The organism is Flavobacterium aestuarii, assembly GCF_040049115.1.
Lineage (GTDB): Bacteria > Bacteroidota > Bacteroidia > Flavobacteriales > Flavobacteriaceae > Flavobacterium > Flavobacterium aestuarii.
Genome location: NZ_JBDLZZ010000001.1, coordinates 185,355 through 204,301, shown reverse-complemented (window position 1 = coordinate 204,301; position 18,947 = coordinate 185,355). Strand labels below are relative to the sequence as shown.

The 18,947-nt window shown below is 33.8% G+C and carries 15 protein-coding genes; 7 read left to right on the top strand and 8 right to left on the bottom strand.

What is annotated here, in order from left to right:
* Positions 1-6 precede the first annotated feature (6 nt).
* The 4 genes from ABEG11_RS00745 to ABEG11_RS00730 form a co-directional block, all read right to left on the bottom strand.
* Complete coding sequence (locus ABEG11_RS00745; RefSeq protein WP_348822286.1) at positions 7-588, bottom strand: Maf-like protein; 582 nt, start codon at positions 586-588, stop codon at positions 7-9.
* A complete protein-coding gene (locus ABEG11_RS00740; RefSeq protein WP_348822285.1) occupies positions 581-1,507 on the bottom strand; it encodes a geranylgeranylglycerol-phosphate geranylgeranyltransferase in 927 nt (308 codons plus the stop codon). The genes ABEG11_RS00745 and ABEG11_RS00740 overlap by 8 nt, the downstream gene beginning before the upstream one ends.
* A 130-nt stretch (positions 1,508-1,637) precedes the next feature.
* A complete protein-coding gene (locus tag ABEG11_RS00735; protein ID WP_348822284.1) occupies positions 1,638-2,165 on the bottom strand; it encodes a KdsC family phosphatase in 528 nt (175 codons plus the stop codon).
* Positions 2,149-2,910 carry a Rossmann-like and DUF2520 domain-containing protein gene (locus ABEG11_RS00730; protein ID WP_348822283.1) on the bottom strand — a complete coding sequence of 254 codons (762 nt, stop codon included), beginning with the start codon at positions 2,908-2,910 and terminating at the stop codon, positions 2,149-2,151. The genes ABEG11_RS00735 and ABEG11_RS00730 overlap by 17 nt, the downstream gene beginning before the upstream one ends.
* 224 nt (positions 2,911-3,134) lie before the next feature.
* Here ABEG11_RS00730 and ABEG11_RS00725 point away from each other — a divergent pair, with 224 nt between their 5' ends.
* On the top strand, positions 3,135-6,329 hold the full coding sequence (locus ABEG11_RS00725) for a cytochrome c biogenesis protein CcsA (RefSeq protein ID WP_348822282.1): 3,195 nt from the start codon (positions 3,135-3,137) through the stop codon (positions 6,327-6,329).
* Positions 6,330-7,280: 951 nt separating this feature from the next.
* The gene (locus ABEG11_RS00720) at positions 7,281-7,826 is read left to right on the top strand and encodes a glutathione peroxidase (protein WP_348822281.1); all 546 of its coding nucleotides are present in this window, start codon (positions 7,281-7,283) and stop codon (positions 7,824-7,826) included.
* A gap of 61 nt (positions 7,827-7,887) precedes the next feature.
* Here ABEG11_RS00720 and ABEG11_RS00715 read toward each other — a convergent pair whose 3' ends face one another.
* Both ABEG11_RS00715 and ABEG11_RS00710 read right to left on the bottom strand, forming a co-directional pair.
* On the bottom strand, positions 7,888-8,835 hold the full coding sequence (locus ABEG11_RS00715) for a tRNA dihydrouridine synthase (RefSeq protein ID WP_348822280.1): 948 nt from the start codon (positions 8,833-8,835) through the stop codon (positions 7,888-7,890).
* A gap of 320 nt (positions 8,836-9,155) precedes the next feature.
* Positions 9,156-9,653: a GNAT family N-acetyltransferase gene (locus ABEG11_RS00710; protein ID WP_348822279.1), complete on the bottom strand. Its 498-nt coding sequence runs from the start codon at positions 9,651-9,653 to the stop codon at positions 9,156-9,158.
* A 137-nt stretch (positions 9,654-9,790) separates the two neighbouring features.
* Here ABEG11_RS00710 and menD point away from each other — a divergent pair, with 137 nt between their 5' ends.
* Together menD and ABEG11_RS00700 are read left to right on the top strand one after the other, a co-directional pair.
* Positions 9,791-11,449: a 2-succinyl-5-enolpyruvyl-6-hydroxy-3-cyclohexene-1-carboxylic-acid synthase gene (gene menD / locus ABEG11_RS00705; protein WP_348822278.1), complete on the top strand. Its 1,659-nt coding sequence runs from the start codon at positions 9,791-9,793 to the stop codon at positions 11,447-11,449.
* A gap of 172 nt (positions 11,450-11,621) precedes the next feature.
* Entirely contained in the window at positions 11,622-11,963 is a 342-nt protein-coding gene (locus ABEG11_RS00700; RefSeq protein ID WP_348822277.1) for a DUF2853 family protein, read from the top strand.
* 70 nt (positions 11,964-12,033) lie between these two features.
* Here ABEG11_RS00700 and ABEG11_RS00695 read toward each other — a convergent pair whose 3' ends face one another.
* Positions 12,034-12,912 carry a helix-turn-helix domain-containing protein gene (locus tag ABEG11_RS00695; protein ID WP_348822276.1) on the bottom strand — a complete coding sequence of 293 codons (879 nt, stop codon included), beginning with the start codon at positions 12,910-12,912 and terminating at the stop codon, positions 12,034-12,036.
* A 265-nt stretch (positions 12,913-13,177) separates the two neighbouring features.
* Here ABEG11_RS00695 and ABEG11_RS00690 point away from each other — a divergent pair, with 265 nt between their 5' ends.
* A complete protein-coding gene (locus ABEG11_RS00690) occupies positions 13,178-14,830 on the top strand; it encodes an alpha-L-fucosidase (RefSeq protein WP_348822275.1) in 1,653 nt (550 codons plus the stop codon).
* A 266-nt stretch (positions 14,831-15,096) separates the two neighbouring features.
* Positions 15,097-15,951 carry a CvfB family protein gene (locus ABEG11_RS00685; protein WP_348822274.1) on the top strand — a complete coding sequence of 285 codons (855 nt, stop codon included), beginning with the start codon at positions 15,097-15,099 and terminating at the stop codon, positions 15,949-15,951.
* Between the two features lie 693 nt (positions 15,952-16,644).
* Here ABEG11_RS00685 and ABEG11_RS00680 read toward each other — a convergent pair.
* A complete protein-coding gene (locus ABEG11_RS00680; protein WP_348822273.1) occupies positions 16,645-17,499 on the bottom strand; it encodes a DUF3943 domain-containing protein in 855 nt (284 codons plus the stop codon).
* Between the two features lie 372 nt (positions 17,500-17,871).
* On the opposite strand from ABEG11_RS00680, the gene ABEG11_RS00675 reads away from it, so the two are divergent.
* Complete coding sequence (locus tag ABEG11_RS00675; protein ID WP_348822272.1) at positions 17,872-18,909, top strand: LacI family DNA-binding transcriptional regulator; 1,038 nt, start codon at positions 17,872-17,874, stop codon at positions 18,907-18,909.
* Positions 18,910-18,947: the final 38 nt, after the last annotated feature.

Genomic DNA, 18,947 nt, shown 5'->3' with positions numbered 1-18,947 from the left:
TTTTTTTTATAAACTGCTTAAATAATTATAAACTTTATCTGTTGGCATTCCCATCACGTTGGCATACGATCCCTCAATTTTTGAAACACCAATAAAACCAATCCATTCCTGTATTCCATAGGCACCCGCTTTGTCATAAGGCTTATAGTTTTCTAAGTAATAAAGAATAGCTTCGTCACTTAACGCATTAAAGGTAACTTTTGTTGTTTCGCTTATCAAATAAAAAGATGTTTTTGTCTTAAAACAAACAGAAGTTATGACTTCATGAGTATCGCCCGATAATGATTTCAATATTTCAAACGCATCTTGATGATCTTTTGGTTTACCTAAAGCACAATTTTTGTGCCAAACAATAGTATCACTCGTAATTAATATGTCGTTCTGCTGCAATTCTCCTTCAAAAGCATTGGCTTTCAGTAAAGAAAGATAATCTGTTATTTCGGATGCTTTTAATTCTGGAGGGAAAATTTCTTCAATTTCTTTTAATCTGATTTCAAAATCCAGGTCCAGGTCTTTAAAAAACTGCTGTCTTCTGGGTGAACCCGAAGCCAGAATGATTTTATAATTTTTAAGTTTTTCTTTAAGCATGATGCAGGATGTTATATGTGACAACTGCGATTGAGAACAATCCAGACAAAATAATCAATTTTAAAACCATGCTTAGATGATGAAAATCCTGGCTTTTTTTGGCGTCGGCCATTTTTACTGCAAAATAAATTAATGGCGCAACAATAAATATCAGGGCATATATAGTTGCGGTATACAGATCATTCGCAAAAATGTAGGTTTTAATGTAGAAAACGACCATCACTAATGGAATCATGCTTAAACCTAAGACTATTTTAGATGTTCGCTGAATGCCCAAAGCTATTGGCAAGGTATTCATGCCTTGATTGTAATCGCCATTAACATCTTCAAGGTCTTTTACTATTTCTCGGATAAAATTAATGACAAAAGCAAAAATGGCATAGTCCAGAAGTATGGAAAACAATTCAGCCATTGCAATTTTATTTTCAGGATTGATGGCTGGCAAAAGATCAAAAACACCAATAATAATTACGCTGAAAGCAAGTAAAAGCGCTACAACAAAATTTCCGATAAGCAGCATCTGCTTTAAACTTGTGGCATATAAATATAATGTTGCCGAAATAACAATAAATATAGCTGCAAATCCAGGTTTTTCAATCACATTCGATAAATAAAAACCGCTGCCAACGCCTAAAACGTTTACAAAAAAATAAATATTGTAGGCCTGTGTCTCGGATATGCTTTTGCCAACAACTACCTGATGAGGCTTGTTGTCATTGTCTGTTGACTGATCCATTATATTATTGATTATATAACCGCCAGCCGCAATCATGACTGTTGCCAATACTAAAAAAAAGTATTGCCAATCGTTTAGAGCCAAAGGAATGCTCTGAAAATTTAAAAACCCATATCTGAAAAGCAGCTGCATCAAGGCCAGCATTAACAGGTTTTGATAACGTATTAGTTTGAGGTATTTCATGTTTTTGGTTTGTTGTTCTTTATGACTTCAAATGATTCATTTTCAGCTCTAAAAATAGTTTCCACCACAAATTCGCAAATTTTAAAACAAATTTGAGTTTAAAATAATTTGCGAATTTCCGGTATTTCTCTTAATCCAATTTGCCGTCAAAATGAGTAGACCATTTTCCCTGCACCTTCATGACCTGCTCAATAACATCGCGTACAGCACCTTTACCGCCTTTAATGTGTGAAATATATGTTGAAATTGTTTTAATTTCAGGAGCTGAATCTTGCGGACACGTTGGTAATCCAACTAATTGCATAACGTGATAATCGGGAATGTCATCGCCCATATACAAAACCTGTCCAGGATTGATTTTGTTAATATCAGTGTACTCCTTGAATGTTTTTACCTTATCCGGGGTTCCTAAATGGATATCGGTAATACCTAAATTTCTAAGTCTCACTCGAACTCCTTCGTTGCTGCCGCCCGAAATAATGCATACGTTATAACCGCTCTCAACAGCAGCTTTCAAAGCGTAGCCATCACGTATATTCATTGTTCTAAGCATTTCTCCTTCATTAGTAACAAAGACTGAACCGTCAGTAAGTACGCCATCTACGTCAAAAATAAACGTAGTAATATCATTCATTATTTCTTTATAGCTTTTTGCCATGATTTTGTATAGATTGTGTTAGTATTTTATAAATGGTAGATTGATTTTCATTGGACAAAAAAGATTCATGTGCTTCTATAGTCGAAATATCATTGCGTTTTGCAGGGCCTGTCTGGGCATCTTTAGGCGAAAGTGTCAATAACTTTTCGGCAGTTTCAAGAATAAGAGGTTTTAAAATATCAAAGGAAACATCGTTTTCCAGACAGATATCATTGCCTAATTGATACAGGTAATTGGTAAAATTATTAACAAATACTGCAGCTACATGCAATGCTTTCCGCTGATGGGAATCTATGGGATATAAATTATCCGAAATAGAAGAAGCGGCTGTTTCCAGTATTTTATAATCCTCTTTAAATTGAGTTTCAAGACAAAGCGGAATAGTTTTAAAATTGATGGGTTTTCCTTTTGTAAAAGTCTGTAAGGGATAAAAAACCCCTTTTCTGTTTTTGTTATCCAATAATGTTAATGGTGCACTGCCAGAAGTATGGACAACCAACCGGTTTTCAAATGGCAGCTGCGAAGAAACAGCCGCGATGGAATCGTCAGAAACGGCAATAATATATAAATCAGCTTCTTTCAATGCATTCCAATCATTGGTAATCTGGTTTGGATCGATATTAGGAATGATCTGTTTTGGGTTTCTCGAAAACACTTGCATAATAGCTACGGTATTGCTTTTTGCGAAAGCATCAATCAGGTGTTGCGCTACATTTCCAGAACCTATAATCGTAATTTTAATCATTTGGCAAAATTAACAAAAAAATTGAAGTGTTGAATTTCTATTTTATCTGTATTGTAACAACTTCGCATTCGCAAATTTTCAAAAAAAATGTAATGAAATGATTTGCAAATCCATGGTATAAAAGAACACCTTATTTTTAGTTTAAATTAACAATTCTGCCCTAAAACGAATGGACAATTTTGAGTACTTTTGCGACACTTTACACAAACGAAATGTATTCCCACATGGATAAAAAATTATTCTCTGTCCTTTTCTCAACCCGCTTAATGGCTTTATTGTTCTTGACTTTTGCAATAGCAATGGGGGCTGGAACTTTTATAGAAAGCAAATACAATACAGATACAGCCAGAATTCTGGTCTATAATACTTGGTGGTTCGAAGCTATAATGGGGTTTTTCATGATTAATTTCATAGGAAATATCAAAAGATATAATCTGTTAAGAAAAGAGAAATGGGCTACTTTACTGCTCCATCTTGCATTTATATTTATAATTGGAGGTGCTTTTATTACCCGTTACATAAGTTTTGAGGGAATGATGCCCATTCGTGAAGGAGCAGCCGAAAATCAATTTTATTCGGATAAAACATTCCTGACTGTTTTTGTCGATGGAGAACATGAAGGCGAAATGAGACGCAGGGTTTTTGAAGAGGCGGTTTTGTTATCGCCAGTTACCAATAATGATTTTACGATAAAGGGTGATTTTTCAGGAAATAAGTTTGAAGTACATTATGAAAAATTCATTATGGGAGCCAAACAATATGTAAAGGCAGATCCAAAAGGAACTTTATATTTAAAATTAGTAGAAGCTGGTGATGGTGGCAGAGAGGAACATTTCCTGAAATCGGGTGAAGTTCAAAATATTCATAACGTACTTTTTGCCTTAAATAAATTTACCGAAGGTGCTATCAATATTAACACCACAGGAAAGGAATACACGGTTCAGATGCCTTTTGAAGGCGATTTTATGCGAATGGCTGACAAATTGCAGGGAAAAGTTGTGAAAGATATAGTACAGCCTTTGATGATGCGCTCTCTGTACAGTATTGGCGATATCCGATTTGTTTTTCCAGAACCTGCTGTTACTGGTGTTATAGATTATGAAACCAAAAATGATTTTAAAGAAAAAAATCATGAGGATGCCTTGACTGTCAAACTGATTGCCAATGGAAAAGAAGAATTAGTAACGCTGATAGGCTCTAAAGGAAAAACTGGAGAACCCAAAACAGTTAAAATTGGAGGTCTGGAATATAGTTTTTTTTACGGAAGCAAAGCATATGAATTGCCATTTAAGATAAAACTCAATGATTTTATTGCACAAAAATATCCAGGTACAGAGAAGAGTTACTCTTCATTCGAAAGCCAGGTAACGGTTCAGGATCCGGTAAAACCTTTTGATGCCAGAATTTATATGAATCACGTTTTAGATCATGAAGGGTATCGTTTTTTTCAATCTTCATTTGATCCCGATGAAAAAGGTACAGTTTTATCAGTAAACCATGACTACTGGGGAACGACAATAACATATATCGGTTATTTTATGCTGTTTTTCAGTATGATGGCAATCATGTTTGTCAAGCATTCCCGATTTGCCGATTTGAAACGAAAATTAGAAGTTGTGAAAAATAAAAAAGCTAAGCTTATTACTGTTTTGATGCTGTTTTTGAGTATTTCAAATTTTGCTCAGGAACATGATGGACACAATCATGAGCATGATGAAGCAGGTCATTCTCACACCGAAAGTACAGGCCATGCACGGGTAAAACCAACTCAAAAGCAATTAGATTCTTTATTGACAGCTTTTACAGTGAGCAAAGAACATGCTGCGAAATTTGGCCGATTGATTATCCAGGACGCGGGAGGGCGAATGAAACCTATTAATACTTTTTCATCAGAATTACTGCGAAAAGTAAGCCATTCCGATACTTATAAAGGGATGAACTCAGATCAGGTGTTTTTATCAATGACACAAAGCGCACAGCTGTGGATTGAAATTCCATTGATTTATATCAAGTCAGGAAATGACAGCATCCGCAAAATAATAGGTGTGGATTCCAAAGATCAATTTGCGCCATTTATAGCTTTCTTTGACGAAAAAGGAAATTATAAATTATCTCCTTATCTTGACGCAGCATATAAAGCCGGAAATCCAAATCAATTCGAAAAAGATTTTGTGGAGACCGATAAGAAAGTCAACCTGATGGAATCGGCATTGAGCGGCAGTATTCTAAAGATTTTTCCAATACCGGATGATCCAGGAAATAAATGGATTTCATATTTAGAATTAGAACATGCTGGCTTAAAAGGAATGGATGCAACCTATACCAAAAGTATTTTGCCTCTATATTTCGGAACGCTGAGCCATGCAATCGAATCAAAGAATTATAAAACTGCAGATGAATTGTTGGAAAGCATTAATGGCTTTCAAAAGAAATTTGGAAGCAAAGTAAGGCCCACCGAAGATAAAATTGACTTAGAAATTACTTATAACAAATATGATCTGCTGCAAAAACTTCCTTTTGCGTATCTGTTTGCAGCAATTTTGATGTTAGCATTCACGATTCTTCAAATCTTTAAGGATTCAAAGCTGATACGCATTTTAGTTAATTCAATGCATATTATTATTGCAGTATTTTTTATTCTGCATACTATTACATTAATTGCGCGCTGGTATATTTCGGGACATGCTCCTTGGAGTAATGCTTATGAGTCTATTGTTTATGTGGCTTGGGCAACAATGTTTTTTGGGCTGGCATTTGATATAAAATCTAAATTAACCGTGGCTTCGGCGGCATTTGTGACTGCAATGATACTTGCTGCAGCTTATGCCAACTGGATTGACCCAGAAATTGCCAATCTGCAGCCGGTTCTTAATTCCTATTGGCTTATGATTCACGTTGCAGTTATTGTGGCGAGTTACGGGCCATTTGCCTTGGGGATGATTTTAGGTTTTGTATCGCTGCTGTTGATCTTTTTTACCAATGAAAAGAACAGAGTTAAAATGTCTTTGAATATTAAAGAGATCACTTATATTAACGAAATGGCATTAACAATAGGCTTGATAATGCTGACTATTGGTAACTTCCTTGGCGGACAATGGGCTAATGAAAGCTGGGGCCGTTATTGGGGATGGGATCCAAAGGAAACCTGGGCTTTAATCAGTATTATGGTTTATGCATTTGTAATTCATGCCAGATTTGTCCCTTCATTAAGAGGAAAATGGATTTTTAATCTGATGAGTATGTTTGCTTTTGTATCTATTTTATTTACTTATTATGGAGTAAATTTTCACTTAGTAGGACTGCATTCCTACGCCAGCGGTGAGGCGCATTCGCTGAGCTGGATATGGTACTCGCTAGGAACAATTTCTGCCATAGGCGCATTGACTTATCCGAAGTATAAAAAGTATTATAAAAAATAAGCTTGAAATAATCTAAAAAAAGGCTATTCGTACAGATTAGCCTTTTTTTGTTTTTATAAATAAAAAGAAATATAAACCTGTTAAATTTAATATAAAATGCATTTCATCGATTTATTTTAGCGTTTTACAGATATATTGGCATGGTATTTGGTTTTACTGAAACAAATAATATATGTGATTGCAAATCTTTGAAAGTTAGTGGGTTATTTTCATAGTTTGTTTTAAAGTTAGTTAAAAGAGATGTAGACGCTGTATTATTTTTTACAAATAGTTATTTAAAAAGATGCTTTGATAAGCATCTTTTTTTTGTGAATTTTTTTTTTAAAAGCAGTTTAATAATATTAATGCTCTAATATATACATGTCAGAATTATAGAATTAAAATTAATTATAAGAAAATACATATATTTTATAAAAATATATGTATTTAATCGATTATATTGATTCTTTTAAAGAGTAAATATTTTTTTATTATATATTTGATTATCTATTCATTAAGGATAATTTTATGGATTTGTAATTATAATTTAGTAGGTTAGATTTAGGGTAATTAATTACATGGGGGAGTCCGATGAAATTATCAATTAAAGAGGTTTTTTTAGAGCCTCTTTTTTTATATAGCTATTGAAATAAAAGAAAGTAAAATCTTATGTTTTATTTTGATTTTATCTATTTAGTGTTAAAAAACTGCTATTCATTTGTGGACTACAATTTTTCGATCATATATCTGTTTATATAATAAATGAAAGATAATTTTGGGGATTTGTAATTTTAAAGGAATTAGATTTAGTAGGTTAGGTTTAAAAAATTGCATGGGGGCATCTCAAAAATTATTGATCTTTTCATTAAAAGATGCTCTAAAAAGGCATCTTTTTTTATGCTTATAATCTTATGTTTAAAATAGATTTAGATAACAAAGGATAAATTGATTAATTTTATAAAAAAATAAGCCATGAAAAAAATAATAATAGCGTTTTGCGCAATGTTTCTTTTTAACACCCAGATTCAAGCACAAGTGAAACAGAATATTTATCAGTTTAAAGTAGAAGATTTATATGGGAATACTTTTGATTTCGCCACTTTAAAAGGAAAAAAAGTAATGATTGTCAATACTGCTTCAAAATGTGGATTGACACCACAGTATAAAGATTTAGAGGCTTTGTATAAAGAGTATTCTAAAAAAGGTTTTGTTATTATAGGTTTTCCTGCCAATAATTTTGCCTCACAGGAACCGGGAAGCAATGAGGAAATTGCTACTTTTTGCCAGCAGAATTATGGAGTCACATTTCCAATGATGGATAAAGTTTCAGTAAAAGGGAATGATATGTGCGCCGTTTATCAATTTTTGACTCAAAAATCTAAAAATGGACTTGAGGATTCGGAAGTGAAATGGAATTTTCAAAAATATCTTATTAATGAAAAGGGAGAACTAGAAAAAGTGATTTCTCCTAAAACATTACCAACAGATCCAGAAGTGGTTAATTGGATTAAAGCATAATTTTATTGGATAGTTAAATAAAGAGTCTGCTTTGTCAGGCTCTTTTCTGTTTATGTAAAATTTACTTTTCTTTAGCAATAATTTCCCTTACCGTGGCTTCATAATTCTTGATGCTTTTTGCTTTTTTGATATTTTTATGCACTTTGTGTGGATTCGAAAATATAACTGAAAAGTATTCCCATAAATGATGCATCTTCAATAGAATATGAGTCTGACCCGATAAAGAATCGCTGTAGCCTTCGTATAAAGTGTCGTGAAAAGCACTGAATAGTTCCATTTTATTCTCAGGATATTCGGCAGTATTATTTTTAATCATAGCGGGCAAAAACGGATCAGCAATTAATCCCCGGCCAATCATCCAATGATCTATGGAAGGAAAGCGCTGCTGCATTTCATGGAATTTGGCCACCGAAGTTATATCGCCGTTGTAATACAGTTTGTGTTTGGTATTGTCAATGCATCGCTGAAACGCATCCAGATGAACACCGCCTTTATACAGCTGTTTGCCTATGCGGGCGTGAATAGCAATGTTTTTTATTGGATAGGTATCTAAAATTGGTAAAACATCCAGAATTTCTTCGGTGGTATCGTATCCTAAACGCATTTTCATAGAAACAATAATATCCGTTTCCGAATGTGCTCTGTCCAGAATATGATTGATTTTTTCCGTATTACTTATCAGGCCGGAACCCATTCCGGATTTCGTTACCATAGGGTATGGACAGCCCAGGTTCCAATTCAGTTCTTTATAACCCAGTTGGCGCACATATTTAGCAACGAATAAAAACTCTTCGGCATCATTGGTAATCACTTGCGGAATCACTTCTAAGGTGTTATTGTTTTCGGGCAGCAAATCACGTTCGTAGGATGATTTTATAGCCAGTTTTCCGTTCAATCGGATATATGGAGAATAAAAGGTGTCAATCCCTCCAAAATATTTGTTTTGGGCATTTCTAAAACGAAAATCGGTAAATCCCTGCAAGGGTGAAGAAAGCAGTGTGAAACTCATAATAATTGTAAAAGTGCAAAGATACTATTCTTTATATGAACACGGATTACACTAATTTCACACGAATCTAGTCAGTTAATGCGGTATGTGCTGTAATTCCATGAATGAATTTGTGGCAATTTATGAAATTAGTGTTTGCTTTTTTAGATTTAATATTAAGTTTCATGACTATCCGCAAAGCATACTAAATATTTTTTTTGCCACTGATTACACAGATTCTCACAGATTTTACATGTATTTTTTAGAAATCTGTGTTAATCTTTATAATCTGTGGCCAATTTTATCGATTTGGTATTAGTCACGGATAGTCATATTAAGTTTTATTCCAATAGCAGCTGCATAAAAACCGAATGCAGCCAGCGGTCAAATTTATAGCCGGATTCTTTGATGATCCCAACGGTCTTAAAACCAAATTTTTCATGAAAATCAACACTGCTTTGGTTTTCAGCATCTATAACTGCAATCATTGTATGGAGGTTTTGATTTTTAGCGAGCCGAATTAACTCCTCCAATAAGATTTTGCCAATTCCTTTTCCATGATAAGAATTGTTTACATAAACGGAATGCTCTACCGTAAATTTATAAGCTTCCCGAAACCGGAATTCGCTATACATGCCAAAACCAGTTACTATTCCATCGCATTCCGCAACAATAACGGGGAAATTCTTATTGATTTTATCTTCCAATATAGCTTTTTGCTGATCGTAAGTACGAATGGTATAATCGTATAAAGCGGTTGAATTCAATATGTTGTAATTGATAATCTCTAATATTGCCTGTGTGTCCCTGGTTTGATAGGGGCGAAGAGTAATTTCCATCTTTATTGATTTGTTGTTCAAAATTATGAAAATATGACCAAAATCAGCAGAAAAGCTTTCACAACTTTGTAACTTTGCAGCACAGCTTCAGAAGTTTTTTTTTAAACTTTTAAGCATTAAACTTTTAAGACTTTTAAATGATTTATCCTAAAATACCATTAGCACAAAGCATTCTTCAAATATTTTTATCCAAAGAAATCACTAACATTATCATATCTCCAGGTTCAAGAAACGCACCCTTGACTATAGGTTTTGCAAGCAATCCGGCTTTTCAGTGTTACAGCATTGCTGATGAGCGTGTGGCTGCTTTTTTTGCTTTAGGAATAGCGCAGCAGACCCGTAAGCCAACTGTTTTGGTTTGTACTTCAGGTTCGGCATTGCTCAATTATTATCCTGCACTTGCCGAAGCATTTTACAGCGAAATTCCTCTGATCGTCATTTCGGCTGACAGACCACAAAGCAAGATAGATATTGGCGATGGGCAAACTATCCGTCAGCAGAATGTTTTTGAAAATCATTCATTGTACAATGCCAATTTAACTGAAGAAGTATCAGAGGAAAACGACAGAAAAATCAATGAAGCCATCAATATGGCAATCGATAAAAAAGGGCCGGTTCATATTAATGCACCTTTTGAGGAACCATTGTATGAAACTGTTTCGGAGCTTAGTGTCAACAGTAAAATATTCGCTTCCGCAAAAGTGCCTCAGACGATCCAGACCAAAGATGTACTGGAAAGTGCCAGTCTTTGGAACACAGCCACCCGAAAATTGATTCTTGTGGGTGTAAATCAGCCCAATACAATTGATGCTGCAATCATTGAAGCTTTCGCCAATGATGAATCGGTAGTTGTAATGACCGAAACGACTTCAAATCTGCATCATTCAAGTTTTATAAACAGTATAGATACAATAATTACTCCTTTTACCGCTGAAGATTTTGAAGCTTTCAGACCCGAAATTCTTGTTACTTTCGGAGGGCTGGTAGTTTCCAAGCGTATAAAAGCTTTCTTTAGAAAATATAAGCCTGAACACCACTGGCATATTGACCCATTGCGGGCGTATGATACTTTTGGCTGTCTTAGCAGGCATTATGAGGTTGATCCTAATACTTTTTTTAATACTTTTTTACCATTAACGGCTAAAATTGAAAGTGATTATTTTGCCAGAATGGATGCTGTCAAAAGATTGCGTAATGAAAAACATCAAATCTATTTATCCAAAATCCCCTTTACAGATCTGAAAGTCTTTGAAAAAGTGATTCAGAGCCTGCCAAAAAACGGCCAATTGCAAATCAGCAACAGTTCGGCAATCCGATATGCACAATTGATACCTATTGATGATTCTATTGAAGTATACTGCAATAGGGGAACCAGCGGTATTGACGGCAGCACTTCAACAGCAATTGGTGCTGCGGTTGGGAATGCAAAACCAGCTGTTTTTATTACTGGTGATATTGGGTTTTTATACGACAGCAATGCGCTTTGGAATAATTACATTCCAAAAAACTTTAAAATCATTTTGATAAATAATGGAGGAGGTGGCATTTTCAGAATTTTGCCAGGACATGAAGAAACGCCAGTTTTTAATACTTTTTTTGAAACCAGCCATAATTTAACAGCCGAACATTTATGTAAAATGTATGGTCTGGATTATGTGACGGCTGCCGATGAAGCAGGCTTATTAACAGGATTAAATTCATTGTATTTGAAGGAAAAACCAAGTCTGCTGGAGATTTTTACACCAACACTGGATAATGATGCTGTATTGCTTCAATATTTTAAAGAACTGGCCTGATTGTAGTAATTAAGCTTTATTATTTTATAAGAATTATTTTGGTTTAAAAAAGATGTTACATTTAAGAAAGAATATTTTTATAAAAAATTAATGGATAAAAATCGCACACATTAATAATAAATTATTAAATTTGAGATAGTTATATAGTTGAAACTAACTTAATTTTATTGTTATGAGCGCAAAAGATATATTAATTGTAAAATATGCAGCCGACTTGAAAGAAAAATGCGGGATTACTCCTGATATGGAACTATTAACAAAAGTAACCATTGGCTGCGGTCCATCTATTTATAATCCAGATTCTTCCATTATTGCAGGCACGCAGCAATCAGAAATAATTACAGTAAAGAAAAATTTTTTGATTAAGAAATTAGGTTTGTCCGATGGTCCATCTCTCAAAGCAGGAATTGATGCTGTATTAGAACAATATGGAAGATCCAATAAAAATAAATATCGAGCAGTTGTTTACTATCTGTTAACTCTTCATTTTGGAAGAGAAAGTGCTTACAATTAGAATTTTCAGAGTATTTTAAAAGCGTCTTATAGGCGCTTTTTTTGTTTAATGTTTTGCCGAGTAAACGGAATTATTTCAGTACAGCATTCTGGCGGCGGTATTCTCCAGGAGTTAAGCTTACTATCTGTTTGAAAATTTTTGAAAAATGAGGCAAATTAGAAAAACCAGCATCTGCTGCAATTTCCAAAAATGTTTTGTTAGTGGTTTCAATCAAGTATTGTGCTCTTTCTATTTTCTTCTCGTGAATGTAGTTTAAAGGTCTTAGACCCGTATGGGCAAGAAATTGTTTTGAAAAATAATCTTTGTTCTGATTAGCTCTTGCCGCTAATTCCCCAACGGTGAGATTGTTCCTTAAGTTGAGCTGTATATAACTCATACTATCCAGAATTTTTGAAGGAATACTATTCTTATGATCAGATTTGAAATAATTAGCCTCTAGAAATCTGGAAATCAATTGCAGAAGAATGCCTTGATTTTCAAATTTCAGGTGTGTTTTCATTTCTTTATTCAGTGAACGGTATTCTTTGTAGTAAGTCTCTTTTTCGTAAATTTTAGGATTGTCTGATCGATTGATTCCTCTTCCTGGATTAATTTGATGCATTTTTTTGATAAGCAAAACATCAATTTCGGTTGCCTCAAGTTTCATTACTTTACGATTTGTGCTGAATAAATTGATTCCGTCAGGAGTTTCTTCAAAAAATTGAATAAAAAATTGGCTTAAATATGATTCACATTTTAAATTACATAATGTAAAACTGGGAATAAGATAAATGAATCCAGGTTCCAAAATTAGATTATTTGAACTATCGGAAAGCGAACCCAGCCCTTCATCAATATAATACAAACGATAATAAGGACTTATCACATTGGTATAATTCCAATTGTGATTCAGCTTTACATAATCAATATGTAATAAAGAGAATGAATATTTGAAAATGCTTTTGTGCACAAGCAGTTTTTAAGCAAAAAGTCGTTTTTGAATAATAAAAAATCGTTTTCAGGTAAAAATAAAGCTTTATGATCTGCTATATTTGTTGCAAATAGTTACAAAATATTCATAAATAAATTTTATTCACAAATTTATGAATAAATATATAGGAGATGCTTAATTTATTTGTAAAAGTAGAAAATAATCGTTGATATTTTTGATTAAACGGAAATATATAATTTAAGTCAGTCTTTTTATACATCATGACAAAAGTAAATTTAAAAATATGAAAAGAAGAAAAGCTTTGAAGTTGGGAGCTTCGGCAATTGCTGGACTTTATTTATCCCCTTTGCTGGGCAATACTTTATTTAATGAAGTTCCGCTAGATGGATTTTTTAACGATCCGTTTAAGCCTGACTGGGCATCTCTTGAAAAATATCAGATACCCGATTGGTTCCGCGATGCAAAATTCGGAATGTGGGCACATTGGGGACCTCAATGTCAGCCAGAAGCAGGTGATTGGTATGCAAGAGGAATGTATGAGGAAGGTTCTTGGCAATATAAATTTCATGTTGAAAAGTATGGGCATCCGTCAAAATTTGGTTTTAAAGATGTTATTAATGTTTGGAAAGCTGAGAATTGGGATCCCCAAGAATTAGTTAATTTATATAAAGAGGCGGGAGCTAAGTATTTTATGGCTATGGCAAATCATCATGATAATTTAGATCTTTATGATAGTAAATACCAGCCACATTGGAATTCGACAAAAATAGGTCCCAAAAAAGATATTATAGGAGGCTGGGAAAAAGCTGCTCGCAAAGCAGGTTTGCCTTTTGCGGTAAGCGTTCATGCAGCACATGCCTGGAGCTGGTTTGAAACCTCTAAGCGTTCAGACAAAGAGGGGATTTTAGCAGGCGTGCCTTATGATGGAAATTTAACTAAAGCAGACGGGGCTGGAACTTGGTGGGAAGGCTTGGATCCTCAGGAATTGTATGAGCAGAATCATCCATTGAGTGAAGGCAGCTTAGATAATGGAACTATTCATAGACAATGGAATTGGGGAAATGGCGTAGCTAGCCCTTCTATAGCTTATATGGAAAAATTTCATGACAGGACAATCGACCTGATCGATAAATATAATCCAGATTTGATTTATTTTGATGACACAGCATTACCCTTGTGGCCTGTTAGTGATGCTGGTCTGCGCATAGCGGCATATTTATACAATAAAAGCTTAAAAAAACATAAAACAGTACAAACTGTAGTAACAGGTAAAATACTTGACCAGCAGCAGCGCAAAGCAATGGTCTGGGATATAGAAAAAGGGCAAAGTAATGCTATTGAGCCTCTTCCTTGGCAAACAGATACCTGTATTGGAAACTGGCATTATGACAGAGGTGTTTATAGCAGGAAGGATTATAAATCAGCTAAAACTGTTATTCATACTTTGATTGATGTGGTAAGTAAAAATGGTAACTTAATGCTTAATATTCCAGTTCGTGGAGACGGAAGCATTGATGAATTGGAACGTGCTATTGTTGCCGAAATTGGTGTTTGGATGAAAGCTAATGGCGAAAGCATTTATGGCACTCGCCCATGGAGAATATTTGGAGAAGGACCACAGCAGGAAAGTACTGAAGCCTTAACAGCTCAGGGATTTAACGAAGGTAAAGGAAAACCTTATACTGCTGCTGATATACGATTTGTGCAAAAAGGGAAAAAACTTTTTGCTACCGTAATGGCTTGGCCGGAGAATGGTACGGTTTTGATTAAAAGCTTAGGAAAACAAGCAGGCTATTATACGAAAAATATAAAAGAAGTCAGGCTGGTAAGTACTGGTCAAAAACTTAAATTCATGCAAATGGATGAAGGTCTTGAAGTTAATTTTCCAAATCAAAAACCCGATGCTTCTTATGCAAATGCACTAGAAATTATTTAAATTAAGATTAGTTATTGTATAATTAATTTGCTGACTGGATTTTATGATCACTAAGGTTTCGCATGAAATTGCTTTGAACATAAAATCTTATGGAATGAAAATTTATATAACATGTTCTTATAGTTATGATATTACGCTGATAAAAAAAAAGAATTCCCTTGGGGGATTTTTACATCAGGAAATCTCCTTATATTTCTTAGTTTAAACTTTGTATCTTTGCCACTCACAAAATAGTTTGTCATATGAGACAGCGAATCTAAGTAAAAATGATTGAAATAGGAAAATACAATACACTTACCATATTACGTGATACAAAAGTTGGTTTATTTTTAGGAAATCCTGAAAAAGATCCAGAAGGAATACACGATATACTTTTACCCAATAAATATGTGCCTAATGAATTTGAAATAGGCGAGGAGATTGTTGTTTTTGCTTATTTAGATCATGAACAGCGTCCAGTTGCTACAACTCTTGAGCCTTATATTTTTTTAAATGAATTTGCTCTCTTGCGTGTAAATTATATCAACCAGATAGGTGCTTTTATGGATTGGGGAATGGAGAAGGATATTTTGGTGCCTTTCAAAGAACAGGCACGTCCGATGGAAAAAGGAAAACGCTATTTAGTGTATCTTTTTTTAGATAAAAAAACGAATCGTTTAGTGGCTTCAAGCAAGTTGAATCAGTTTTTAAAAAACGATCATTTAACTGTCGAAAAAGGAGAAGAGGTAGATCTTATTGTATCGCATATCACCGAACTGGGAATTAATGTCATTATCAATGAAAAGCACAAAGGGCTGCTATATAAGGATGAAGTTTATGATGACAGTATCCGTACAGGAGATCGCATGCGGGGTTATATAAAAAATATCAGGCCTGACAATAAAATTGATGTAGTACTGCAGATTCAAGGATATCAAAACATAGAACCTAATGCCGATAAAATCTTAAATGAATTAAGAGCAAGCAGAGGTTTTTTGAGATTAACGGATAATTCCCATCCCGAAGATATAAAAACTGTACTTAAAATGAGTAAAAAGACCTTTAAAAAAGCAGTTGGTGCCTTATATAAAGAAAAACTGATCGAAATAAAGGAAGATGGAATTTACTTGGTTAAGGAATAAAAAAAGGAAAGGCCAGTTAAAATTAACTGGCTTTTCACTTTTTACTTTTATTTATGCCTTATAGGCCTAATTAAAAATAAAACTCTTTTTACATTTAAAAGTATGTTCAAGCTCATCTAATACTATAGACATATATATGCCAGTATTTATAATGCATGCATTACTTTATTAAATGATTGTCTTTAAATTCAAAACATTATTAATTTCCAGCAAAGGCTAAATTTCGCATTACAGCCATTGGTTATCAATACATTTAAAGTTTATTTCTTTATTGTGATATGAAATCTCCAGAACATAAAACTTTTTCTAAACCTCTAGGTGTTACTTTTTATTGATTGCTATTTTTAAAAATGCCTGATTTAACAGCTTGTATTTTGAAATAGTTTTTATAAAAATTATATAATTTAAAACCATCAAAATAAAAACGACAATAATTTTAAATTCACTCAAAAAAAATCATTTTTTAGGTTAATAAATTAGTGAACAATCCTGTGCTAACCTGAATTAATAACTAACGATTGTTTTTGTTATAAAGTATTGATTAGCAGTGGTTAAAGTTAATGATTTTTTTTTACGCCTATGTTAAAACCGGCTCTTTTTTTTTTAAAATATAGGTTATAATTTTATTTTAAGCAACAATGAAAGAAATGATTTAATAATTCATTTTCAATGTGTTGAAAATTTCTTATGGAATTAAAACTGCATATTGAAACTTAGTCCCCAAATGGCTTTCTTCGCCCCTTGATCAAAACCGATTGGAGCAACATTAAGCTGTGTTTTTACTTTTTCTTTATAGTTGAGGCCATCAAGTATAGTATTGAATGGATCAATCAGGAATAATGAAGTATAGCCTAAGAAGCGTGATTTTAAAACCCGGCGATCGTGTTTAAGAATACTTTTTTTGGCATAAAAGAAACCCTCGCCAACAACAGATCCTAATACAGGAGTAATAATCAAATCTTGTTTAGACGGGATTTCAGCAAATGCTTCGATTCCATATTCCCAAAAGCATGTTGACATAAAAGCTGAATAAAGAAATGATTCGAAAATATTGAATCCGCTGCTTCGAGCAGTCATGTAGTAAACTCCTCCAGAATATGGATGTGTAATCCAGTTTAAAACCCAATCGTCTTCATCCCAGACAGGACCAGCTTTTACATTTTCTTTCCATTTCCATAAAATACCTTTTTCCTTAATTTCTTCCTTATCCCAATTACTGACGCTTTCAGGCATAGCCCATAATACACTAAATGCAATAATTGTTGTTCCAAAGTACATAGCGGTATCATATCCCAATCGTCTATAATCCCTGTTTTCGGGAGGGTAAACAACACCAGGATACAGGTAAACCACAGTATCACCCATTGCAAGCATGTCATAATTGTATGCTTTATCAATCTGGGTATCTGAATAAGCAATAGGATTTGCTGTTATGAATTCGGGAAGCTGGTCTTGCTTTATTGGCACCTCAGTTCCTTGCTGGCCAAAAATAATGTTTTGAAATAGTAAAAGCGAAATGGAGTATAAAACGGTTTTAAATAAGTTCATTTTGGGTATTAAATGCTTTTAAATGTGAAGATCCATTTTTGGTGGATCCAGATTATTTATTTTTTCGCTGATTACAGCTGTTTTAAGATTGTATTAACAAGATTTTAAGATCGCGCAAATATATATAATTTATTAAGAATGATGTTTCTTTTACGCATTGTTTTATGCTTAATAAAATAGAGAAAATGTTTTTTGTGGTTTTGTTTGGTTTATGACTTGAAGATATCCAATTGTTATTTTGCAGGAAGTTTTTTTATATAATACCTTATAAAATGCAAATGTGATAATTTCATGATATAAATAAATGTGTTTTCGATTATCAGGAATGTTCTTAAAATACATATATTTACGTTTAAATTGTATTTTAAGCTAATGGAAGAAAATAAACATGTAACGATTTATGATATAGCCGAAAGACTAAATTTAGCTACGTCTACAATTTCTCGCGCATTAAAAGATCATCATACCATAAGTGATAAAACCATTAAGAAAGTCAAGAAAACTGCCGAAGAGATGGGATTTGTTCCCAATACCTTAGCAGCAGGACTTCGTGGCAATAATACCAAAACCATTGGCGTGCTGATCCCAACTGTTACGCAGCCTTTTTTATCTTCATTAATCAGCGGTATCGAAATTACTGCCCAAAAGTCTGATTATACAGTTATAATCATGCAGTCTCATGACTCGTACCTCGAAGAGGTCAATATGGCTAAGTCTTTATACAGCAACAGGGTAAGCGGTGTTATTTGTTCACTGGCAATGGAGACGAAAGATACTGCGCATTTTCATCAGTTCTCTAATAATAAAATCCCGCTTGTATTTGTAGACAGGGTGCCAAAAGATTACAATACATTTAGGGTTGTTATCGATAATTACTCTGCTGGATATAAAGCAACCAAACATCTCATAGACCAAGGCTGTGTCCGCATTGCGCACTTAACTGCAGGATCCGAATTGGGCAATCTTTATAGTGAAAGAAAAAGAGGGTATATGGAAGCCCTGAGAGATAATAATCTCCCAATAGATGAAGAGCTGATAATAAATCTGAAATCGGTTACTTATAAAGAAGGAGTAAAGGCCAGCAATAAATTGTTTGACTTGGATCCAATTCCGGATGGATTATTTGCACCCGGAGACATAATCGCTGTAAGCGCTGTCCAGACGGCCAAGAAAAGAGGATTAAGAGTGCCAGATGATATTGCCGTTATTGGATTTAATAATGATCCCATTTCGCAAATAATTGATCCCAATATATCGACCATTACTCATCCTGCTGAAAAAATGGGTAAATCTGCTGCCGAAATAATTATAACAAGCCTAAACTCTGCCAAAAAAGATGATGCAAAGGAAATAACATTCTTAAATACTGAAGTTCTAGTCCGCGAATCATCAGATAGAAAGAAAGAATAATTTTAGTTATTGAAACCTTAATTAAGATCTGTTTGGGC